The organism is Pseudomonas sp. QL9 (genome assembly GCF_041409665.1).
GTDB classification, from domain to species: domain Bacteria; phylum Pseudomonadota; class Gammaproteobacteria; order Pseudomonadales; family Pseudomonadaceae; genus Pseudomonas; species Pseudomonas knackmussii.
This window is the reverse complement of the sequence record NZ_CP166971.1, coordinates 1,534,485-1,547,897: the sequence shown is the minus strand read 5'-3', so window position 1 is coordinate 1,547,897 and position 13,413 is coordinate 1,534,485. Positions and strand designations below refer to the sequence as shown.

Sequence of the window (13,413 nt, the reverse complement as noted above, 5' to 3'; positions counted from 1 at the left end):
GATTAGCCATGGCATACAGTGACAAGGTCATCGACCACTACGAAAACCCGCGCAACGTCGGCAAGCTCGACGCCGAGGATCCGGATGTCGGCACCGGCATGGTCGGCGCCCCGGCCTGCGGCGACGTGATGCGCCTGCAGATCAAGGTCAACGAGCAGGGCGTCATCGAAGACGCCAAGTTCAAGACCTACGGCTGCGGTTCGGCCATCGCCTCCAGCTCCCTCGCCACCGAGTGGATGAAGGGCAAGACCCTGGACGAGGCCGAGGCCATCAAGAACACCACCATCGCCGAAGAACTGGCCCTGCCGCCGGTGAAGATCCACTGCTCCGTACTCGCCGAGGACGCCATCAAGGCGGCCGTGCACGACTACAAGCAGAAGAAGGGTCTGCTCTAACCGCTCGCCTGAGTAAGGAGTTCCCATGGCCATCAGCATGACCGAAGCCGCCGCCAAGCACGTCCAGCGCTCCCTCGAGGGGCGCGGCAAGGGCGAGGGCATTCGTCTTGGCGTGCGCACCACCGGCTGTTCCGGGCTGGCCTACGTGCTCGAGTTCGTCGACGAACTGGCAGCGGAAGACCTCGTCTACGAGAGCCACGGCGTGAAGGTCATCATCGACCCGAAGAGCCTGGTCTACCTGGACGGCACCGAGTTGGACTTCACCAAGGAAGGCCTCAACGAGGGCTTCAAGTTCAACAACCCGAACGTTCGTGGCGAGTGCGGCTGCGGCGAAAGCTTCAACGTCTGAGGCCGGGTGTGGGTAGTCCCTGTCACTTTGCGCTGTTCGACCTGCAGCCGAGCTTCCGCATCGATCTGGATGCGCTCGGCAATCGCTATCGTGAGCTCGCGCGCAGCGTCCATCCGGATCGCTTCGCCGATGCATCCGATCGCGAGCAGCGGGTAGCGCTGGAGCGCGCCGCCGAACTCAACGAGGCCTACCAGACGCTGAAGAGTGCGCCGCGTCGCGCTCTTTACCTGCTGTCCCTGCGGGGCCAGGCATTGCCGCTGGAAGCCACAGTGCAGGACCCCGAGTTCCTGTTGCAGCAGATGCAGTTGCGCGAGGACCTGGAAGACCTGCAGGACAACGCCGATCTGGATGGTGTCGCCGCCTTCAAGTGTCAGCTGAAGACGGCCCAGCAGCGACTCGACGATGCCTTCGCCGAGTGCTGGGATGACGCCTCTCGCCGCCAGGATGCTGAGCGTCTGGTGCGCCGCATGCAGTTTCTCGACAAGCTGGCGCAGGAAGTGCGCCAGCTCGAAGAGCGACTCGACGATTAATCCGCGCGGCCTGGCCGCGCCTGATACGCCTGATTAGAGCAGCATGGTCCTACTGCAGATCGCCGAGCCCGGACAAACCCCCCAGCCGCACCAGCGTCGACTGGCCGTGGGTATCGACCTGGGCACCACCAATTCCCTGGTCGCCGCCGTGCGCAGCGGTACCGCTGCGCCCTTGCCGGATGCCGAAGGCCGCCTGATCCTGCCCTCGGCAGTACGCTACCGGGCCGACGGCATCGACGTCGGCGAGTCGGTCAAGCGCGGCGCCGCGGAAGACCCGCTGAACTCCATCATCTCGGTGAAGCGCCTGATGGGCCGTGGCCTGGAAGATCTGAAGCAGCTCGGCGGCCAACTGCCGTACCGCTTCACCCAGGGTGAGTCGCACATGCCGTTCATCGAGACCGTGCAAGGTCCGAAGAGCCCGGTCGAGGTCTCCGCGGAGATCCTCCGCACCCTGCGCCAGCGCGCCGAAGCCACCCTGGGCGGTGAGCTCGTCGGTGCAGTGATCACGGTGCCGGCGTATTTCGACGACGCCCAGCGCCAGGCCACCAAGGACGCCGCGCGTCTGGCTGGCCTGCACGTCCTGCGCCTGCTCAACGAACCCACCGCAGCTGCGGTTGCCTACGGTCTGGACAAGAACGCCGAAGGCGTCGTGGCCATCTACGACCTGGGCGGCGGCACCTTCGACATTTCCATCCTGCGTCTGACCCGCGGCGTCTTCGAGGTCCTGGCCACTGGCGGCGACAGCGCCCTGGGCGGCGACGATTTCGATCACACCATCGCCGGCTGGGTCATCCAGCAGGCCGGCCTGTCCGACGATCTCGATCCGGGTGCTCAGCGCCATCTGCTGCAGGTTGCTTGTGCTGCAAAAGAAGCCCTGACCGCCGAGGCGAGCGTCGAGGTTGCCTATGGCGACTGGCGCGGCCAATTGGGTCGTGAGCAGTTCGATGCGCTGATCGAGCCGCTGATCGCCCGTAGCCTCAAGGCCTGCCGTCGCGCAGTGCGCGATTCCGGCATCGAGCTGGAAGAGGTCGGTGAAGTGGTCATGGTCGGCGGCTCCACCCGCGTGCCGCGCGTTCGTCAGGCGGTGGGCGAGCTGTTCGGTCGCCAGCCGCTGACCGATATCGACCCGGACCAGGTGGTGGCCATCGGCGCCGCCATCCAGGCCGATGCCCTGGCCGGCAACAAGCGCGGCGAAGAGCTGCTGCTGCTCGACGTCATCCCGCTGTCCCTCGGTCTCGAGACCATGGGCGGGCTGATGGAGAAGGTGATCCCGCGCAACACCACCATTCCGGTGGCGCGTGCGCAGGAATTCACCACCTACAAGGATGGCCAGACGGCCATGATGATTCACGTGCTGCAGGGCGAGCGCGAGCTGGTCAAGGATTGCCGTTCCCTGGCGCGCTTCGAGCTGCGCGGCATTCCGCCGATGGTTGCCGGTGCGGCGAAGATCCGCGTCAGCTTCCAGGTCGATGCCGACGGCCTGCTGGCGGTCTCCGCCCGCGAGATGAGCTCGGGCGTCGAGGCGAGCATCCAGGTCAAGCCGTCCTACGGCCTGACCGATGGCGAAATCGCCCGCATGCTGCAGGACTCCTTCCAGAATGCTGGCGACGACATGAATGCCCGTGCGCTGCGCGAGCAGCAGGTCGAGGCCGAGCGTCTGCTCGAGGCTGTGCGTTCGGCGCTGGACGCCGATGGCGAACGCCTGCTGGACGCCGACGAGCGCATCGCCATCGATGCCTGCATGGAAACCCTGCGCGAACTGGCCGCCGGTAGCGATACCGCGGCAATCGAACAGCAAATCAAGCGTCTGTCCCAGGTGACCGACGCCTTCGCCGCGCGACGGATGGATGCATCCGTCAAGGCCGCCCTGTCCGGCCGCCGGCTCAACGAAATCGAGGAATAAGCGAAGATGCCGCAGATCGTGTTTCTGCCCCACGCCGAGCATTGCCCGGAGGGCGCGGTGGTCGAGGCCCAGCCCGGCGAAACCATCATCAAGGCCGCGCTGCGCAACGGCATCGACATCGAGCATGCCTGCGAGATGTCCTGTGCCTGCACGACCTGCCACGTAGTGGTGCGCGAGGGTTTCAACTCGCTGGAAGCCTCCGACGAGCTGGAAGACGACATGCTCGACAAGGCCTGGGGTCTGGAGCCGGAATCACGGCTGTCCTGCCAGGCGGTGGTCGGTGAAGAAGACCTGGTGGTCGAAATCCCGAAATACACCATCAACCAGGTTTCCGAAGGTCATTGAGGGGAGCGCGCATGAGCCTGAAATGGACCGATGTGCTGGAAATCGCCATCCAGCTGGCCGAGAGCAAGCCGGATGTCGATCCGCGCTACGTGAACTTCGTCGATCTGCACAACTGGGTGCTGGCTTTGCCGGAATTCAGCGACGATTCGTCACGCGGCGGCGAGAAGGTACTCGAAGCCATCCAGGCCGCCTGGATCGAAGAGGCCGAGTGACGAACGGCGGCGCGCCGCGCGCGCCCGTCGCGTGCTGCGGCGGCTGATCTTTTTCTCGAACCCGCGTATAATTCGCGGGTTTTATCTTTGGCGAGCCTCGAGGAACCCCTGCCGGTTCTTCTTTCGTCGGTCGACGCGCATTCGCGCGGCGGCTCCGCGCGTGCCAGCCCCACGGCTGCCGCGGTCGCGCGGCAAACCCTGAATCGCGGGAGCTCCTGGACTGGCGCCAGGGGCTCCTCAGCTTTACCAACCTTGCTTTTTCGGAGTTATTCCAAATGGCCCTGCAACGTACCTTCTCCATCATCAAGCCCGACGCCGTAGCCAAGAACGTCATCGGCGAAATCCTGACCCGCTTCGAGAAAGCCGGTCTGCGCGTCGTCGCTTCCAAGATGGTTCAGCTGTCCGAGCGCGAAGCCGGTGGCTTCTACGCCGAGCACAAAGAGCGCGGCTTCTTCAAGGATCTGGTTGCCTTCATGACCTCCGGTCCGGTCATCGTTCAGGTTCTGGAAGGCGAAGACGCCATCCTGCGCAACCGCGAACTGATGGGCGCCACCGATCCGAAGAAAGCCGAGCCGGGCACCATCCGCGCCGACTTCGCCGTTTCCATCGACGAGAACGCCGTACACGGTTCCGACTCGGAAGCTTCGGCTGCCCGCGAAATCGCTTACTTCTTCTCCAGCACCGAGGTGTGCGAGCGCATTCGCTGATAACAGCGAATGGGCGAGGGTGAATCCATGACTGATACCGCTGTAAAGGCCAACCTGCTGGGCATGACCAAGCCCCAGCTCGAGGAATTCTTCGAGTCCATCGGTGAAAAGCGCTTCCGCGCCGGCCAGGTGATGCAATGGATTCACCACTTTGGCGCCGAGGATTTCGACGCCATGACGAACGTCGGCAAGGCCTTGCGCGAAAAGCTCAAGGCCTGTGCCGAAATTCGGGGTCCGGAAGTAGTCAGCCAGGACATCTCCAGCGACGGCACACGTAAATGGGTGGTGCGCGTGGCGTCCGGCAGCTGCGTCGAGACCGTCTACATCCCGCAGAACGGCCGTGGCACCCTGTGCGTGTCCTCGCAGGCCGGCTGCGCCCTGGATTGCAGCTTCTGCTCCACCGGCAAGCAGGGCTTCAACAGCGACCTGACCTCTGCCGAGATCATCGGCCAGGTATGGATCGCCAACAAATCCTTCGGCACCGTGCCCGGCAAGATCGACCGCGCCATCACCAACGTGGTGATGATGGGCATGGGCGAGCCGCTGCTGAACTTCGACAACGTCGTCCCCGCCATGCACATCATGATGGAGGACTTCGGCTACGGCATTTCCAAGCGCAAGGTGACCCTGTCCACCTCTGGCGTGGTGCCGATGATCGAGAAGCTCGGCGAAGTCACCGACGTATCCCTGGCCCTCTCGCTGCACGCGCCGAACGACGAGCTGCGCAACGTGCTGGTGCCGATCAACAAGAAGTACCCGCTGGCGGTCCTGCTGGACAGCTGCAAGCGCTACATCACGCGCCTGGGCAAGGAACGCGTGCTGACCGTCGAGTACACCCTGCTCAAGGACGTCAACGACCAGCCTGAGCACGCCGAGCAGTTGATCGCATTGCTCAAGGAAATTCCTTGCAAGATCAACCTGATTCCGTTTAATCCGTTCCCGCATTCCGGCTACGAGCGGCCGAGCAACAACGCCATCCGCCGTTTCCAGGATCTGGTGCACAAAGGCGGCTACAACGTCACCGTGCGCACCACTCGCGGCGACGACATCGACGCTGCCTGCGGCCAACTGGTCGGCCAGGTGATGGACCGCACCCGTCGCAGCGAACGCTACATCGCCGTACGCCAACTGGCGGCCGAAGCCGAACAGACGCCGACCGCCAGCACTCGAAACTGACCAGGGGGAATCCGATGACCTTTCGCGCCGCGCTGTTCGTACTGTTGGCTGGCATGCTGGCGGGTTGCGTGACGACCGGGAAACCGGATCCCCTGACCACTACCAAGGGTCGCGAAGAAGCCCGCGACGCCTATATCCAGCTGGGTATCGGCTACCTGCAGAACGGCAACACCGAGCAGGCCAAGGTGCCGCTGCGCCAGGCGCTGGAACTGGACTCCTCGAGCGCCGACGCGCACGCCGCGCTGGCCCTGGTCTACCAGATGGAGATGGAACCCAAGCTGGCCGAGACCGAATACCGCAAGGCCCTGTCCTCGCGCTCCGACGCGCGCATCCTGAACAACTACGGCGGCTTCCTCTTCGAGCAGAAGCGCTACCAGGAAGCCATCGAGGCCTACGAAAAGGCCGCTGACGACAGCATGTACCCCGAGCGTTCGCGGGTCTTCGAGAACCTCGGCCTGGTCAGCCTGAAGATGAACCAGCGCGAGCAGGCCAAGCAGTACTTCGAGAAGGCCCTGCGCCTGAACCGCCGGCAGCCCAGCGCACTGCTCGAGATGTCGCAGATGTCCTATGACGACCGCCAGTACGTGCCAGCACGCGGCTACTACGAGGAATACCTGAAGCAGGGCCAGCAGAACGCCAAGAGCCTGCTGCTGGGGGTGCGCCTGGCCAAGGTCTTTGACGACAAGGACACGGCGGCCAGCTACGGTCTGCAGCTCAAGCGCCTGTACCCCGCTTCTCCCGAATACCAGGCATACCAGGCAGAGAAATGATGAAGATGTCGCAGCCAGAGGTCGCCGTGGCGACCCGTGCCAACCCCGGTGAGACCTTGCGCCAGGCGCGCGAGCACAAGGGTTGGTCGACCTCCCAGGTGGCCGGTCAGCTGAATTTGACGGAAAACTCGCTGCGTCACCTGGAACAGGGCAACTTCGACCAGTTGCCTGGGCACACCTTCGCGCGCGGCTACGTGCGTGCCTACGCCAAGCTGCTGGGCATGGACCAGGCGCAGATGGTCACCGCCTTCGACCAGTTCACCGGCACCGATGCCACCGGCAGTACCCCGCAGAGCCTCGGCCGCGTCGCCGAGCCGATGCGCCTGTCGCGCAACCTCCTGCGCCTGTTCAGCCTGCTGCTGCTCGCCCTGCTGGTGGGCTTCGGCTACATGTGGTGGCAAGAGCGCAGCGGTCGCAATGTCGCCGAGAACAGCGGCCTGAACATGGAACACGTCGAGGTCGAAAGCGCCGACGGCACCACCGAAGTCCACAGCCTCGACGAGCCGGAAGACCAGGCGGTCGCCGAGGACAAGGCGAACACCCCGGCAGCGCCGGTCGAACCGGTTGGCGATGCTGGTGCGGGTGCGCCCGAGCAGGCCGCTCCGGCCCCGACTGAACAGGCACCTGCCGCTGAAGCTCCGGCCGTTGCCCCGGCTGCCCCGGCCAGCGCTGCTGCACCGAGCGCACCGGTTGCTGTGGCGCCTGCGCCGACCGCACCAGTCGTGGCATCCGCCGTTCCGGTCGTCCCTGCTGCACCCGTCGCCCCGGGCACAGCGGCTGCTCCAGTCGCTCCGGCAGCGCCTGCTGCAGCCCCGGTCGTCGCCGCTGCCGGCCAGGGCGTAGTCAAGGTTCAATTCACCGCCGATTGCTGGACCCAGGTCACCGACGCCGACGGCAAGGTCGTGCTCAGTGCGCTCAAGCGCAAGGGTGACTCCATGGAGGTCGCCGCCAAGGCGCCGCTGGAACTGCGCCTGGGCTTCGCCCGTGGCGCCCAGGTCAGCTACAACGGCCAGCCGGTCGATATCGCGCGCTATTCCCGTGGCGAGACCGCGCGCATGAAGTTGGGTGGTAACTGAAAATGCATTGCGCTTCCCCGATCAAACGCCGTCATTCCCGCAAGATCTGGGTCGGTTCGGTGCCCGTAGGCGGCGATGCGCCCATCGCCGTCCAGAGCATGACCAACACCGACACGCTGGACGTCGCTGCCACAGTGGCGCAGATCCGTCGCCTGGAAGAAGCCGGCGCCGACATCGTCCGCGTCTCGGTGCCGGACATGGACGCCGCCGAAGCCTTCGGCAAGATCAAGCAGCAGGTCCAGGTTCCCCTGGTCGCCGATATCCACTTCGACTACAAGATCGCCCTGCGCGTGGCCGAACTGGGTGTCGATTGCCTGCGCATCAACCCGGGCAACATCGGTCGCGAAGACCGCGTGCGCGCGGTGGTTGACGCTGCTCGTGACAAGAACATCCCGATCCGCATCGGCGTCAACGCCGGTTCGCTGGAGAAGGACCTGCAGAAGAAGTACGGCGAGCCGACTCCCGAAGCCCTGCTGGAATCGGCCATGCGCCATGTCGATCATCTCGACAAGCTGGACTTCCAGAACTTCAAGGTCAGTGTGAAGGCCTCCGACGTGTTCATGGCCGTCGCCGCCTACCGCCTGCTGGCCAAGCAGATCGAACAGCCGCTGCACCTGGGTATCACCGAGGCCGGCGGCCTGCGTTCGGGCACCGTGAAGTCCGCGGTGGGCTTGGGCATGCTGCTCGCCGAGGGCATTGGCGACACCATCCGCATCTCCCTGGCCGCCGATCCGGTGGAGGAGATCAAGGTCGGCTTCGACATCCTCAAGTCCCTGCACCTGCGCTCGCGCGGCATCAACTTCATCGCCTGCCCGAGCTGCTCGCGGCAGAACTTCGACGTGGTCAAGACCATGAATGAGCTGGAAGGCCGCCTCGAAGACCTGCTGGTGCCGCTGGACGTCGCGGTGATCGGCTGCGTGGTCAATGGCCCGGGCGAAGCCAAGGAAGCGCACATCGGCCTCACCGGCGGTACGCCGAACAACCTGGTGTACATCGACGGCAAGCCGGCGCAGAAGCTGCAGAACGAAAACCTGGTGGATGAGCTGGAACGGCTGATCCGCGCAAAAGCGGCCGAGAAGGCCGAGGCCGACGCCGCCCTGATCGTGCGTGGCTGACCGCTACAAGGACCCTACGTGAGCAAGTCCCTGCAAGCCATTCGTGGCATGAACGACATCCTGCCGGAGCAGACTCCTGCCTGGCGCTACCTCGAGCGCACCTTCGCCGATCTGCTGGATGGCTACGGCTACAGCGAGATCCGCCTGCCGATCCTGGAGTTCACCGAGCTCTTCGCCCGCGGTATCGGCGAAGGCACCGACGTGGTCGACAAGGAGATGTACACCTTCCTCGACCGTAACGAAGAGTCGCTGACCCTGCGTCCCGAAGGCACCGCGGGCACCGTGCGCGCTGTGCTGGAGCACGGCATGACCGGTGGCGGCCAGGTGCAGAAGCTGTGGTACGCCGGCCCGATGTTCCGCTACGAGAAGCCGCAGAAGGGGCGTTACCGCCAGTTCCACCAGATCGGTGTGGAAGTCTTCAACCTGGCCGGTCCCGACATCGACGCCGAGCTCATCGTGCTCACCTGGCGCCTGTGGAAGAAGCTCGGTCTGGCCGATTCGGTGACCCTGCAGCTCAACAGCCTGGGTTCCAGCGAGGCGCGCGCAACCTATCGCGACGCCCTGGTGGCCTTCCTCAAGGAGCGCTACGACCAGCTCGACGAGGACAGTCAGCGCCGCCTGACCACCAACCCGCTGCGCATCCTCGACAGCAAGAACGAAACCACCCAGGCCCTGCTGGTCGGCGCACCGACCCTGCACGACTACCTGGACGAAGAATCGCGCGTGCACTTCGAAGGCCTGAAGGCGCGCCTGGATGCCGCCGGCATCGCCTACGAGATCAACCCGAAACTGGTTCGCGGCCTGGATTACTACAGCCGCACCGTGTTCGAGTGGGTCACCACCAAGCTCGGCTCCCAGGGAACCGTTTGCGCCGGGGGGCGCTACGACGGCCTGGTCACCCAGTTCGGCGGCAAGCCGACTCCGGGTGTGGGCTTCGCCATGGGCGTCGAGCGCCTGGTGCTCCTGCTGGAAACCCTGGGCCTGGTGCCGGCAGAACTGGCCCGTCCAGCCGACCTCTATGTATGCGCCTTCGGCGAGCCGGCCGAGCTGGCCGCGCTGACCCTGGCCGAGCGCCTGCGCGATGCCCTGCCGGGCGTGCGCCTGCTGGTCAACGCCGGCGCCGGCAGCTTCAAGAGCCAGTTCAAGAAAGCCGACAAGAGCGGCGCGCAGTTCGCCCTGATCATGGGTGACGACGAGCTGGCTGCCCGCGTGGTAGGTTTCAAGCCCCTGCGCGGCGAGGGCGAGCAACAGAACATTGCCTGGGATGCTCTGCCCGAGCACCTGGCAGCCTGCCTCAAACAGGCCTGAGAAAAGACCGTATAGGAGTATTGGGGTGACCACGCGTACCGAAGAAGAACAACTGGCGGACATCAAGGACTGGTGGCAGCGCAATGGCTCGCCCCTGCTCACCGGTGCCGCGCTGGCGCTGGTGGTGGTGTTCGGCTGGAAGGCCTGGACCAAGTACCAGGCCAATCAGGCGCAGGGCGCGTCCATCCTCTACCAGGAACTGGTGGAGAGTTCGCTGACCCCGTCCGGCAAGCCCGATACCGCGCGTGTCGCCGAACTGGCTGGCAAGCTGACCAGCGAATACGGCGGCACCCCGTACGCCCAATACGGCCGTCTGTTCGTGGCCAAGGTCGCCGTGGATGCCGGCAAGCTGGACGATGCCGCCAGCGAGCTGAAAGCCGTGGTCGACAAGCCGGCCGACGCCACCCTCGGTGAGCTGGCACGTCAGCGCCTGGCCCGCGTCCTGGCTGCCCAGGGCAAGGCCGAAGAAGGTCTGAAACTGCTCGAAGGCACTGCTGACAAGGCTTTCGTGGCCAACCGCGAAGAGCTCAAGGGCGACCTGCTGGTGCAACTCAAGCGCACCGACGAAGCCCGTGCCGCCTACGAGAAGGCCAAGGCCGCTCTGCCGGAAGACGCCGCCTCCGGCGCCCTGCAGGTGAAACTCGACGACCTGGCCAAGGGAGGCGCCTGAGATGATGCGCTGGAATCATGCGGCGCTGTTGGCGCTGACCCTGCTCGCTGTGGGCTGCAGCAGCAACAGCAAGAAAGAACTACCGCCGGCTGAACTCACCGACATCAAGGAAGAGGTTCGCCTGGACAAACAGTGGAGCCGCTCGGTCGGTGATGGCCAGGGCGACCTCTACGAACTGCTGACGCCGGCCGTGGATGGTTCGACCATCTACGCCGCCGCTGCCGAAGGTCGCGTCATGGCCATGCAGCGCGAAAGCGGTGACGTGCTCTGGAAGAAAGACCTCGACCTGCCGATTTCCGGCGGTGTTGGCGTCGGTGGCGGCCTGGTTCTGGTCGGCACCCTGAAAGGTGACGTGGTTGCCCTGAATGCCGCCGATGGCGAGCAGAAGTGGCGGACCCGCGTGCCCAGCGAAGTGCTGTCTGCCCCGGTTACCGACGGCGACGTGGTCGTGCTGCAAACCCAGGACGACAAGCTGATCGCCCTCGACGCCAGCACCGGCAATCAGCGTTGGGTCTACGAAAACACCGTGCCCGTGCTGACCCTGCGCGGCACCGGCTCGCCGATCATCGCCGGTCGCATGGCGATCGCCGGCCTGGCCAGCGGCAAGGTAGTGGCGGTCGACCTGCAACGCGGCCTGCCGGCGTGGGAAACCCGCGTTGCCGTGCCTCAAGGTCGTTCGGAGCTGGATCGCGTAGTCGACATCGACGGCGGCCTGATCCTCGACGACAACGTGATCTACGTGGCTACCTACCAGGGCCGCGCCGCCGCGCTCGACCTGGCCAGCGGCCGCGTGCTCTGGCAGCGCGAGGCGTCGAGCTATGCCGGCGTCAGCGAAGGCATGGGCAACGTCTATGTCAGCGATGCCAGCGGCACCGTCGAGTCCCTCGACGGCCGCAGCTCCTCGTCGCTGTGGAGCAACGATGCCCTGGCGCGCCGCCAGCTGTCGGCGCCGGCTGTGTTCTCCAGCAACGTCGTGGTTGGCGATCTGGAAGGTTACATCCACCTGCTGAGCCAGGTGGACGGTCGCTTCGTCGGCCGCGAGAAGGTCGACGGCGACGGCGTGCGTGTGCGCCCGCTGGTCGTGGACAAGTGGATGTACGTGTACGGCAACAGCGGCAAGCTGGTCGCCTACACCATTCGCTAAGCTGTATGTGTTACCTGCCGGCCGCTGTTCGACGACAGCGGCCGGCGCGTTTTTTTAGAAACCCTGAATTTATCTGGAGAGCCGCATGGTTCCCGTAATCGCCCTGGTGGGCCGCCCGAACGTCGGCAAGTCCACCCTGTTCAACCGCCTGACCCGTACCCGTGACGCCATCGTCGCCGAGTACGCCGGTCTGACCCGCGACCGCCAATACGGCGAGGCCAAGTGGCAGGGCAAGAAGTTCATCGTCATCGATACCGGTGGTATCTCCGGTGACGAAGAGGGCATCGACGCCAAGATGGCCGAGCAGTCGCTGCAGGCCATCGAAGAGGCCGATGCCGTCCTGTTCATGGTCGACTCCCGCGCGGGCCTCACCGCCGCCGACCAGATGATTGCCGAGCACCTGCGCAAGCGGAACAAGCGCAGCTTCCTGGTGGCGAACAAGGTCGACACCGTCGATCCGGACATCGCCCGCGCCGAGTTCAGCCCGCTGGGCCTTGGCCATGCGATCCCGATCGCCGCCGCCCATGGCCGCGGCATCACCCAGATGCTGCAGGAAGCCCTGGGCGACATGTTCGCTCCCGAGCCCGAGGCGCCGGAAGACAACGACCTGCCGAGCGAGTTGGAAGAAGTCGCCGAGGGCGAGGAAGCCAAGCGCATCCCCGGCCCGAGCGAGAAAGACGGCATCAAGATCGCCATCATCGGCCGCCCCAACGTCGGCAAGTCGACGCTGGTCAACCGCATGCTCGGCGAGGAGCGGGTGATCGTCTATGACCAGGCCGGCACCACCCGCGACAGCATCTACATCCCCTTCGAGCGCAACGAAGAGAAGTACACCCTGATCGACACCGCCGGCGTACGTCGCCGCGGCAAGATCTTCGAGGCGGTCGAGAAGTTCTCGGTGGTGAAGACCCTGCAGGCGATCCAGGACGCCAACGTGGTGATCTTCGTCATGGACGCCCGCGAAGGCGTGGTCGAGCACGACCTCAACCTGCTCGGCTTCGTGCTGGAGACCGGCCGCGCGCTGGTCATCGCGCTGAACAAGTGGGATGGCATGGAGTCGGGCGAGCGCGAGTACGTGAAGACCGAGCTCGAGCGTCGCCTGCTGTTCGCCGACTTCGCCGACATCCATTTCATCTCGGCGCTGCACGGCACCGGCGTGGGCCACCTGTACAAGTCGGTGCAGGAATCGTTCCGCTCCGCCGTGACCCGCTGGCCGACCAGCAAGCTGACGCAGATCCTCGAGGACGCGGTGCAGACGCACCAGCCGCCGATGGTCAATGGCCGCCGCATCAAGCTGCGCTACGCCCACCTGGGCGGCGCCAACCCGCCGTTGATCGTGATCCACGGCAACCAGGTGGAGGCGGTGCCCAAGGCCTACACCCGTTACCTGGAGAAGACCTACCGTCGTGTGCTGAAGCTGGTCGGCACGCCGATCCGCATCGAGTACAAGGGCGGCGACAACCCGTTCGAGGGCAAGAAGACCCAGCTCACCGATCGCCAGGTCAACAAGAAGCGCCGCCTGATGTCGCACCACAAGAAGGCCGAGAAGAAGAAGAAGGACAAGCGCAAGTAACGCGCCCCCTCTTCTCGTAGGATGGGTTGAGGCACGAAACCCATGCTGGGTTCGCTCACCCCATCCTACCGGCGTGTGACCGATAGGATGGGGCTGCTTCCCGCTTCAGGCGTCGGGCTTTAAGCTAGGCAACCCTCTTT

At 65.1% G+C, this 13,413-nt stretch carries 15 protein-coding genes; all 15 read left to right on the top strand.

Annotated elements, in window-relative coordinates; translation table 11 throughout:
- Window positions 1-8: 8 nt before the first annotated feature.
- The 15 genes from iscU (at window position 9) to der (ending at window position 13,273) form a co-directional block, all read left to right on the top strand.
- Window positions 9-395 carry a Fe-S cluster assembly scaffold IscU gene (gene iscU / locus ACA097_RS07350; RefSeq protein ID WP_043249574.1) on the top strand — a complete coding sequence of 129 codons (387 nt, stop codon included), beginning with the start codon at window positions 9-11 and terminating at the stop codon, window positions 393-395.
- Between the two features lie 25 nt (window positions 396-420).
- Window positions 421-744: an iron-sulfur cluster assembly protein IscA gene (gene iscA, locus ACA097_RS07345; protein WP_043249577.1), complete on the top strand. Its 324-nt coding sequence runs from the start codon at window positions 421-423 to the stop codon at window positions 742-744.
- A gap of 8 nt (window positions 745-752) precedes the next feature.
- The gene (gene hscB / locus ACA097_RS07340) at window positions 753-1,274 is read left to right on the top strand and encodes a co-chaperone HscB (RefSeq protein WP_371369423.1); all 522 of its coding nucleotides are present in this window, start codon (window positions 753-755) and stop codon (window positions 1,272-1,274) included.
- A 43-nt stretch (window positions 1,275-1,317) separates the two neighbouring features.
- Window positions 1,318-3,177, top strand: a complete 1,860-nt coding sequence (gene hscA / locus ACA097_RS07335; RefSeq protein ID WP_371369421.1) for a Fe-S protein assembly chaperone HscA — start codon at window positions 1,318-1,320, stop codon at window positions 3,175-3,177.
- Window positions 3,178-3,183: 6 nt separating this feature from the next.
- Entirely contained in the window at window positions 3,184-3,522 is a 339-nt protein-coding gene (fdx, locus tag ACA097_RS07330; RefSeq protein ID WP_043249583.1) for an ISC system 2Fe-2S type ferredoxin, read from the top strand.
- 11 nt (window positions 3,523-3,533) lie between these two features.
- Complete coding sequence (gene iscX, locus ACA097_RS07325) at window positions 3,534-3,734, top strand: Fe-S cluster assembly protein IscX (RefSeq protein WP_043249586.1); 201 nt, start codon at window positions 3,534-3,536, stop codon at window positions 3,732-3,734.
- Between the two features lie 275 nt (window positions 3,735-4,009).
- Complete coding sequence (ndk, locus tag ACA097_RS07320) at window positions 4,010-4,441, top strand: nucleoside-diphosphate kinase (RefSeq protein WP_043249587.1); 432 nt, start codon at window positions 4,010-4,012, stop codon at window positions 4,439-4,441.
- A gap of 27 nt (window positions 4,442-4,468) precedes the next feature.
- Window positions 4,469-5,617 carry a 23S rRNA (adenine(2503)-C(2))-methyltransferase RlmN gene (rlmN, locus tag ACA097_RS07315; RefSeq protein ID WP_371369418.1) on the top strand — a complete coding sequence of 383 codons (1,149 nt, stop codon included), beginning with the start codon at window positions 4,469-4,471 and terminating at the stop codon, window positions 5,615-5,617.
- 14 nt (window positions 5,618-5,631) lie between these two features.
- Entirely contained in the window at window positions 5,632-6,387 is a 756-nt protein-coding gene (gene pilW, locus ACA097_RS07310) for a type IV pilus biogenesis/stability protein PilW (protein WP_043249590.1), read from the top strand.
- Window positions 6,384-7,463 (top strand): helix-turn-helix domain-containing protein, encoded by a 1,080-nt coding sequence (locus tag ACA097_RS07305; RefSeq protein ID WP_371369416.1) that lies wholly within the window; start codon window positions 6,384-6,386, stop codon window positions 7,461-7,463. The genes pilW and ACA097_RS07305 overlap by 4 nt, the downstream gene beginning before the upstream one ends.
- A 2-nt stretch (window positions 7,464-7,465) precedes the next feature.
- The gene (gene ispG / locus ACA097_RS07300) at window positions 7,466-8,578 is read left to right on the top strand and encodes a flavodoxin-dependent (E)-4-hydroxy-3-methylbut-2-enyl-diphosphate synthase (RefSeq protein WP_043249595.1); all 1,113 of its coding nucleotides are present in this window, start codon (window positions 7,466-7,468) and stop codon (window positions 8,576-8,578) included.
- Between the two features lie 18 nt (window positions 8,579-8,596).
- A complete protein-coding gene (gene hisS / locus ACA097_RS07295) occupies window positions 8,597-9,886 on the top strand; it encodes a histidine--tRNA ligase (protein WP_043249597.1) in 1,290 nt (429 codons plus the stop codon).
- Between the two features lie 25 nt (window positions 9,887-9,911).
- Complete coding sequence (locus ACA097_RS07290) at window positions 9,912-10,556, top strand: YfgM family protein (protein ID WP_160285952.1); 645 nt, start codon at window positions 9,912-9,914, stop codon at window positions 10,554-10,556.
- A 1-nt stretch (window position 10,557) separates the two neighbouring features.
- Window positions 10,558-11,700 carry an outer membrane protein assembly factor BamB gene (gene bamB, locus ACA097_RS07285; protein ID WP_043249601.1) on the top strand — a complete coding sequence of 381 codons (1,143 nt, stop codon included), beginning with the start codon at window positions 10,558-10,560 and terminating at the stop codon, window positions 11,698-11,700.
- Between the two features lie 85 nt (window positions 11,701-11,785).
- Window positions 11,786-13,273, top strand: a complete 1,488-nt coding sequence (gene der, locus ACA097_RS07280; protein ID WP_160285953.1) for a ribosome biogenesis GTPase Der — start codon at window positions 11,786-11,788, stop codon at window positions 13,271-13,273.
- Window positions 13,274-13,413 lie beyond the last annotated feature (140 nt).

Coding starts and splice junctions, on each gene's coding strand:
- iscU (WP_043249574.1), top strand. CDS start 9: ATGGCATACAGTGACAAGGTCATCGACCACTACGAAAACCCGCGCAAC.
- iscA (WP_043249577.1), top strand. CDS start 421: ATGGCCATCAGCATGACCGAAGCCGCCGCCAAGCACGTCCAGCGCTCC.
- hscA (WP_371369421.1), top strand. CDS start 1,318: ATGGTCCTACTGCAGATCGCCGAGCCCGGACAAACCCCCCAGCCGCAC.
- fdx (WP_043249583.1), top strand. CDS start 3,184: ATGCCGCAGATCGTGTTTCTGCCCCACGCCGAGCATTGCCCGGAGGGC.
- iscX (WP_043249586.1), top strand. CDS start 3,534: ATGAGCCTGAAATGGACCGATGTGCTGGAAATCGCCATCCAGCTGGCC.
- ndk (WP_043249587.1), top strand. CDS start 4,010: ATGGCCCTGCAACGTACCTTCTCCATCATCAAGCCCGACGCCGTAGCC.
- rlmN (WP_371369418.1), top strand. CDS start 4,469: ATGACTGATACCGCTGTAAAGGCCAACCTGCTGGGCATGACCAAGCCC.
- pilW (WP_043249590.1), top strand. CDS start 5,632: ATGACCTTTCGCGCCGCGCTGTTCGTACTGTTGGCTGGCATGCTGGCG.
- ACA097_RS07305 (WP_371369416.1), top strand. CDS start 6,384: ATGATGAAGATGTCGCAGCCAGAGGTCGCCGTGGCGACCCGTGCCAAC.
- ispG (WP_043249595.1), top strand. CDS start 7,466: ATGCATTGCGCTTCCCCGATCAAACGCCGTCATTCCCGCAAGATCTGG.
- bamB (WP_043249601.1), top strand. CDS start 10,558: ATGATGCGCTGGAATCATGCGGCGCTGTTGGCGCTGACCCTGCTCGCT.
- der (WP_160285953.1), top strand. CDS start 11,786: ATGGTTCCCGTAATCGCCCTGGTGGGCCGCCCGAACGTCGGCAAGTCC.